Here is a 6,877-nt window from a genome sequence, read left to right on the forward strand (position 1 = left end):
ATTTATCCCTATTGCTTCTACTTTAATATTTTTTTCATTCGTACTTTTTGAATTTATTATTAAAATTATTTTCAATAAAGACCTAACTGGTTCAGGTCGTTCTGAAATGTGGTTATTAATCCTAGATAATATTGAAATAAACCTATTAGGCTATGGCTTCGGGGGTGTATTCTGGGGAGAAGGGAAACCAGCAGAGTATACAATTGGTAGACTATATTATCATTTAGGTCACTCTCACAATGGATTTATTGACTCTATTATAGATATGGGACTAATAGGTCTAGGGGCATATGTTATTATAATTGTAATACCTATCATTCATTCGATATCGAAAATATATAATAACAAAGAAGATTATTATATCACAGCTATATCATTATCATTCCTTGCCATTTACTCTTTAAGTGGCAGTTCATTCTTGAAGCAAAACAATATAATATTCATCATGTTTTGCTTTTCAATTTTTTATCCAATATGGAGTGAGAAAGTTGCCCGTACTAATCATAATCTCTAGCTTAGGCATCGGAGGTACTGAACAAAAAGTAATTAGAGTTGCAAATGATCTAATTAAAAAAGGAGTCAAGGTAAATATTCTGTCGCTCTCCAATAATAACAGTCAATCCAGTAAACTTGATAAGAAAGTGAAATTTAATATCATAGACACGAACAGTAGTATCTTAAATAGAATTCTCGCTTATAAAGAAATATCAAAACATATACATTCAATACAATCATTGAATTGCATATTTTTCTTTAATTATTATCCCGTAATATTCTCCAGCAGTATGAATATAAAACAGATTTCATTCATCAATACAACTCATCTAGTAACACCATCCTGTAAAATTAAAAAAATTCTGGCTAACTACAAATTTAAAAACATAGACGAAATTATTGTTGGCAATAGAGAGCTTAAAGATATAATGACGAACAACGTAACAAAGAATAAGTTAAGTGTTTTGCATAATGGGATAGATAACAATCATGGTCATATAAAAAGTACCTACTGTACTAATGGAAAATTCAAAATAGTTATTGTAGCTCGATTAAGACCAGAAAAAAAACATACCACACTTTTTCAAGCACTTAAAATAATTAAGAATAAAAACATTGACTTTTCATTGGATTGCTTTGGAGAGGAGGTTCATGACGGATTTAAAATAAAGCTAATTCAAGAATGTAGCAAGAATAATATTTCGGAGCATGTTAACTTTCTTGGTAATGTTGACAATGTTACTTCTAAAGTTGCAAATTATGATGCTTATGTACTCCCATCAAATGATACATTCTCAAATGCTACTCTTGAGGCTATGTCTACTGGTTGTCCTGTTATTGCCTCAAACACTGGTGGATCATTAGAAATGATCAATGACAATATTGACGGGCTACTATTTGAATATAACGACCCTATAAGTTTAGCAGAAAAAATTGAAATTCTAATTAATTCCAAAACAACTAGGGAAAGATTAGGAGTAGCAGCAATAAAAAAAATAAACACTAAATTCTCTGAAGAATTAATGTTCTCAAAATATCACAAATACACAGAGTTATAAATATGCCTAATGCCATTTTATTCCACAGAGTATCAAGGTGGTTTTTTGAAAAAAAAATACCTTTTATTCCACTTCTGTTTCAATTTATGATATTTATAATTTACAATTCAAAAATACCTCCAAACATAAATATAGGGAAAAGCACATTTTTTGTGTCTAAAGGTATTGGTGTTGTGATAATCAACAACACAATAATTGGAAAAAATTGTCGCGTTGGTATTGGCTGTAAGATAGTAGGGAAAAGCCCATACAAATTGGTTCCAGTCATCGGTGACAATGTTTTTATCGGGCCTGGCGCTGTCATATGTGGTGCAGTCATCATTGAAGATAACGTTATCATCGCCCCTAATGCTGTGGTTACTAAAAGTGTCCCTGAAGGCTCTATCGTTGGCGGTATTCCAGCTAAGATAATTGGTCACGTTTCAGATTTAGATTATGACATATTCAACAATGAATCTTATATTGAAGGACATGTAGAATTCMTGTCTAAAAAACAATAACATCTCACAATTTTAGCAGGCTTATATTTTGAAATATTTTCTTTGGTGGTTATTAAAAGAGAATGTTTTTGTAAACTATTTATACAGAAATATTTTTAACCGTTATTTTACACCAAAACCACACAATGATAGCTCTTCATTACAAAGCGATATAATTGATAAAGAGTGGGTATTAAATAACAACTTCAAAAAGCCAATATGGGCCATTAAAGGCTACACAAGTGGCACCACCAACCAGCCTCTCACTGTTTATCGCAGTCTGAGTTCCATCCTTTTAGAAGAGTACCTTGTTAAGAGCTACTTTAAACTCATGGGGGCACCACTACGTCCACGTATCGCTATTATTCGTGGCGATTCAATCTGCTTGTCAACTCAAACTGAAGCGCCGTTTTGGGTGAAAAAGCCGTTCACTGGCCGACTGGTAATGTCCTCATTCCATATATCAGAGCGCACTGCACTGGCTTACTTTAGTGCTTTAGAAGAGTATAAACCTCATATTATTTTGGCGTACCCAAGCTCAATTGTACTGCTCTCTAAGCTTGCAAAAAAATTGAATTGGTCACCGAACTGGGATTTAAAGGGTGTACTCACTAGTAGTGAACAGTTTTCAAGTGACAACCAAAAGATTTCGCGTTCTGTCTTCGGTCACATCTATGATCATTATGGCCAAGCTGAGCGAGTAGCTGCACTGCAACAATGCAATGCTGGTCACTATCATGTTCGTGAGGATTACTCTAACGTTGAGTTTATTCAAGACGAGCATGGTATCAAGATTGTTGGATCCAATCTTCATAATAGAGCAATGCCACTAAAAAGGTATGACACCAATGATTATGTTGAGGGTCTATGCATTGACACTCCGTGTCAGTGCGGAGACTCTTCTCCATATGTCACCAAGATTCTAGGCAGGGATGATGACTACGTACTATTACCAGACGGCCGCCACATTGGACGGTTAGATGTTGCTTTTAAAGGGATTACTGGGCTTATTGAGTGCCAAATAGAACAAGCATCACTTCAACTTATCATCATTCGTTATGTCCCTGAGAGCGGTAGTGATCGAGTAATGACCCAAGAAGCTATAGAAGCAAATTTAAGGCAGTTACTTGGCGATGACCTTACGTTTACTTTTAAGGTGGTTGAGCGAGTCCCTCGCACGAAGGCAGGAAAGTTTCGCTCAGTAATAAGGAATAAAGACATTGTTTGCATTTAAACCGATAAATTTAATGATTGGTACCAACCCTAAAGGTCAAGGTGGGATAGCGACAGTTATTAATATTCTTGAGTCTGAAGGGCTTCTAACTAAATATAATTTTAGGTACGTTCCTACTCACTCAAGCTTTATCGGTAATAAAGTGTTTGCCATATTATTTTTTATCGCTGCTCTGATTAAAATTGGTTTTTACCATTTACTCTACGATGTTGGAATCGTTCATATTCATATGGCATCAAGAGGTAGTTACTCTCGAAAGTCCATTGTCATTTCACTGTGTAATTTTCTTGGTAGCAAGGTCATCATTCACCTGCATGGCGGGGGCTTTAAAGACTTTTTTGAACGTGAATGCTCTGTTGAAAAACGAAATAGAATCGTTGATTCCTTCAACGCTGCTCATAAGATTATTGTGCTTTCTACGCAGTGGAAGAGTTGGGTCTCCAGTATTGTATCTAATGATAACAAAGTTAAAATTATCTATAATGCGATTCCTCAGATCAAGCTCCCAACTATAGACAATCCTTCCACACCGAATATTTTATTCTTAGGCAAACTCACTAAAGATAAAGGGATTCATGATCTGATTGAAGCTTTTTCAAGTATCACGTCATCCCATCCTGCTTGCCGGTTAATTTTAGGCGGTGATGGTGACCAGAGGGTTTTTAGGGAGCAAGCTGAATTATTAGGTGTTGCCAACAAAATCGATTTTATCGGCTGGGTATCCGGAGAAGAAAAATTAAACTGGTTAGCAAAGACTTCTATCTTCGCACTACCCAGTTACCTCGAGGGCTTTCCAATGGGCGTGCTCGAAGCAATGTCAGCCAAAATTGCTGTGGTGGCCTCCAATGTTGGAGGGATACCCGACGCGATTCATAATAACGAAGAGGGAATCTTGATATATCCTGGTGACATCCCGAAACTATCTCTAGCTTTAGATACATTATTATCCAATGATGACCTCAGACTCCAGTACGCATCGGCCGCAAGAGAAAGGTACTTACTGCACTTCAGTCCTCAGGTTGTCATCCCCGAAATTGAATCCATTTATAATCAGTTGTTAAAGGATTAACATGAGCCCCGAACTGATAGCACGTAACACTTTAGAGCAATCATCTCAGCAAGCTTTTGCAGGACAAGATCCATTTGACGGTCTTAATAGCTCAATATTTACCTTATTGCCAAAATTTAAAAAGGGCCTTGTTGGCCTAGCATGGACTCAATTTCACAAGCGTTCAATAATCAACTTTCGTCCGCTAGCAAATGTGGAGCAAAAACGTAATCCGAAGGGTGTGGCACTTTTCATTCTTGGCCTCATTGAGGATTTCAATCGAACCAATGATGACTCTTACCTAAACACTGCAATTGAACTTGCTGATTGGTTACTCACGCAGCAAAGTGATGTCTCAACTTGGAAACATGCATGTTGGGGTTACCATTTTGATTGGAATGCGAGAGCTTTTTTTGTCCCTAAAGGCAAACCCAACATCATTACCACAATTTACGTTGCCCAAGCTTTATATCAACTGTCTCTGCTCACTGAGAACACTGAGTACCAAGCAGCGGCAATAGATTCAGCGCACTTTATCGTAAATACCCTATATAATGAACATGATGAGCGTCGCTTTTTTGCATACATTCCAGGTGAAACTGCGTTTGTTCATAACGCCAGTTTATGGGGAGCGGCTTGGGTCGGATTTGTAGCCAATCTAACCAATAATAGTGAATACAGACAACTCGCACTAACCGTCGCAAGGCAATCTGTTGTAGAGCAAAACGAGGACGGCTCATGGGTTTACGGCGCTAGACATCATCATCAATTCATTGATGGCTTTCATACTGGTTATAACCTTGAAGCCTTAGACATGCTGCGCCTAGCTCTCTCTACATCTGAATTTGATGATGCGATTCAAAAAGGGCTGACTTACTATCGCTCAGAACTTTTGGAATCAGACGGTACCGCTAAATATTACAATAATAATCGATATCCATTAGACATGCACTGTGTCTCTCAAGCAGTTCTAACCTTACTAAAAGTAAGTAAAACAGATGCCGATATTCAGTTAGCTACCAAGGTTATTTCTAAATCTATCGACACCCTTTATATGCCAAAAAAACGACGGTTTGTGTATCAAAAACACAAATACTTCACGAACAAAGTAAACTATATTCGATGGACTCAAGCTTGGGTTTATTACTCTTTTTCACTTTACAATAACTTCTTATCAAAACAGGCTGATTAATGTCTCGGATCGACTTTTTAAACACTCCTATGGACAGCTTAACTATGGCTGATACCGTTCATCATATTAAATCTGAAATCACTAAAGGTGATTTTACTCAGCATGTAGTTGTTAATGTCGCCAAATTGGTACATGCGCAAAAAGACACAGTGTTGGCAGACTCAATAAAAGCCTGCGATATCATTAATATTGACGGTATGGGTGTTGTTTGGGGTGCTAGATTATGTGGTCATGCCGTTCCTGAACGAGTTGCAGGTGTTGATCTTTTTCATAACCTGCTAACAATGAGCGCCGATAATAACTTTCCTGTCTTTCTTCTTGGTGCTGAAGAGAATGTAGTCACCCAAACAGTTGAAAATGTTCAAAAGCAAAACCCAACGCTCACTGTAGCCGGTTACCATCATGGCTACTTTTGGGACGATGAAGAAGCAGTTGTAAATATGATTCGAGCATCTGGTGCTAAATTGCTGTTTGTAGCAATTACCTCGCCAAAAAAGGAAAACTTTATTAACAAATGGCAAGACAAACTGGGCGTCGATTTTGTTATGGGTGTAGGCGGCACTTTTGATGTTGTAGCAGGAAAAGTGAACCGCGCACCTAAATGGATGCAAGACAATGGATTAGAGTGGTTATATCGCATTATTCAAGAACCAGGAAGAATGTGGAAGCGCTATTTAATCACCAACTCTAAATTTTCTTGGTTACTTTTAAAAGAAAAACTAAAAGGGAAATAGATCTAACAGAAGAAATTATCATGATTATTACTAAATATGATTCTAACTATCTAAAAGGCATTGCTATTTTATTAATGCTTTTTCATCACCTCTTTGCATTCCCTGATCGAATCCCAGCCACAACAGATGTAATATACATTTTTACTTCCATAAATTTTGAAAGTAAAATTGCACTGTTTGGTAAGATATGCGTCCCTCTTTTTTTCTTTATTTCAGGGTATGGGTTTTCATCAGTTAACAATAGTTCTCCTAAGTACTATATAAATAAAATCATACAATTTTACAAATCTTACTGGTTAGTTTTCATTTTTTTTATCCCTGTATTTTTTATTGTAAACGATACTAAGTTTGATCTGAAAGAGCTCGTATTAAACATCATATCATTGAGAAGTAGTTACAATAGTGAATGGTGGTTCATAAAACCCTACATATTTCTTGTTCTACTTACTCCACTAATCAGAAACATTCGGTTAAAGACATTTACATTAGCAAGTATCTCAATTCTCCTATTTTTACTATCATTTTTAATCAGAAAGTTCAACATTGACATTGATTTAATTTCATTAAATCAACTTTTTTTCTGGCAGCCAGCATTTATTTCTGGATATTTATTGGCCACTTACAGAGATAGTAAGGT

The 6,877-nt window shown here is 36.4% G+C and carries 8 protein-coding genes; all 8 read left to right on the forward strand.

Annotated elements, in window-relative coordinates; all coding sequences use genetic code 11:
- The coding region (locus L4C32_RS19870) for an O-antigen ligase family protein (protein ID WP_428198630.1) at positions 1–514 on the forward strand (514 nt) is incomplete at its 5' end.
- Positions 489–1,553: a glycosyltransferase gene (locus L4C32_RS19875; protein ID WP_428198631.1), complete on the forward strand. Its 1,065-nt coding sequence runs from the start codon at positions 489–491 to the stop codon at positions 1,551–1,553. The genes L4C32_RS19870 and L4C32_RS19875, both read left to right, overlap by 26 nt.
- Positions 1,554–1,555: 2 nt before the next feature.
- Positions 1,556–2,053: a serine O-acetyltransferase gene (locus L4C32_RS19880; RefSeq protein ID WP_428198632.1), complete on the forward strand. Its 498-nt coding sequence runs from the start codon at positions 1,556–1,558 to the stop codon at positions 2,051–2,053.
- A gap of 28 nt (positions 2,054–2,081) precedes the next feature.
- On the forward strand, positions 2,082–3,266 hold the full coding sequence (locus L4C32_RS19885; protein ID WP_428198633.1) for a phenylacetate--CoA ligase family protein: 1,185 nt from the start codon (positions 2,082–2,084) through the stop codon (positions 3,264–3,266).
- Positions 3,253–4,335, forward strand: a complete 1,083-nt coding sequence (locus L4C32_RS19890) for a glycosyltransferase family 4 protein (RefSeq protein WP_428198634.1) — start codon at positions 3,253–3,255, stop codon at positions 4,333–4,335. The genes L4C32_RS19885 and L4C32_RS19890 overlap by 14 nt, the downstream gene beginning before the upstream one ends.
- A 1-nt stretch (position 4,336) precedes the next feature.
- Entirely contained in the window at positions 4,337–5,506 is a 1,170-nt protein-coding gene (locus L4C32_RS19895; RefSeq protein ID WP_428198635.1) for an aspartate-semialdehyde dehydrogenase, read from the forward strand.
- On the forward strand, positions 5,506–6,240 hold the full coding sequence (locus L4C32_RS19900; protein WP_428198636.1) for a WecB/TagA/CpsF family glycosyltransferase: 735 nt from the start codon (positions 5,506–5,508) through the stop codon (positions 6,238–6,240). The genes L4C32_RS19895 and L4C32_RS19900 overlap by 1 nt, the downstream gene beginning before the upstream one ends.
- Positions 6,241–6,260: 20 nt before the next feature.
- Positions 6,261–6,877: acyltransferase family protein (locus L4C32_RS19905; RefSeq protein WP_428198637.1), on the forward strand; the 617-nt coding region annotated here is incomplete at its 3' end.

Source organism: Aliivibrio kagoshimensis (assembly GCF_050337105.1).
Taxonomy (GTDB): domain Bacteria; phylum Pseudomonadota; class Gammaproteobacteria; order Enterobacterales; family Vibrionaceae; genus Aliivibrio_A; species Aliivibrio_A kagoshimensis.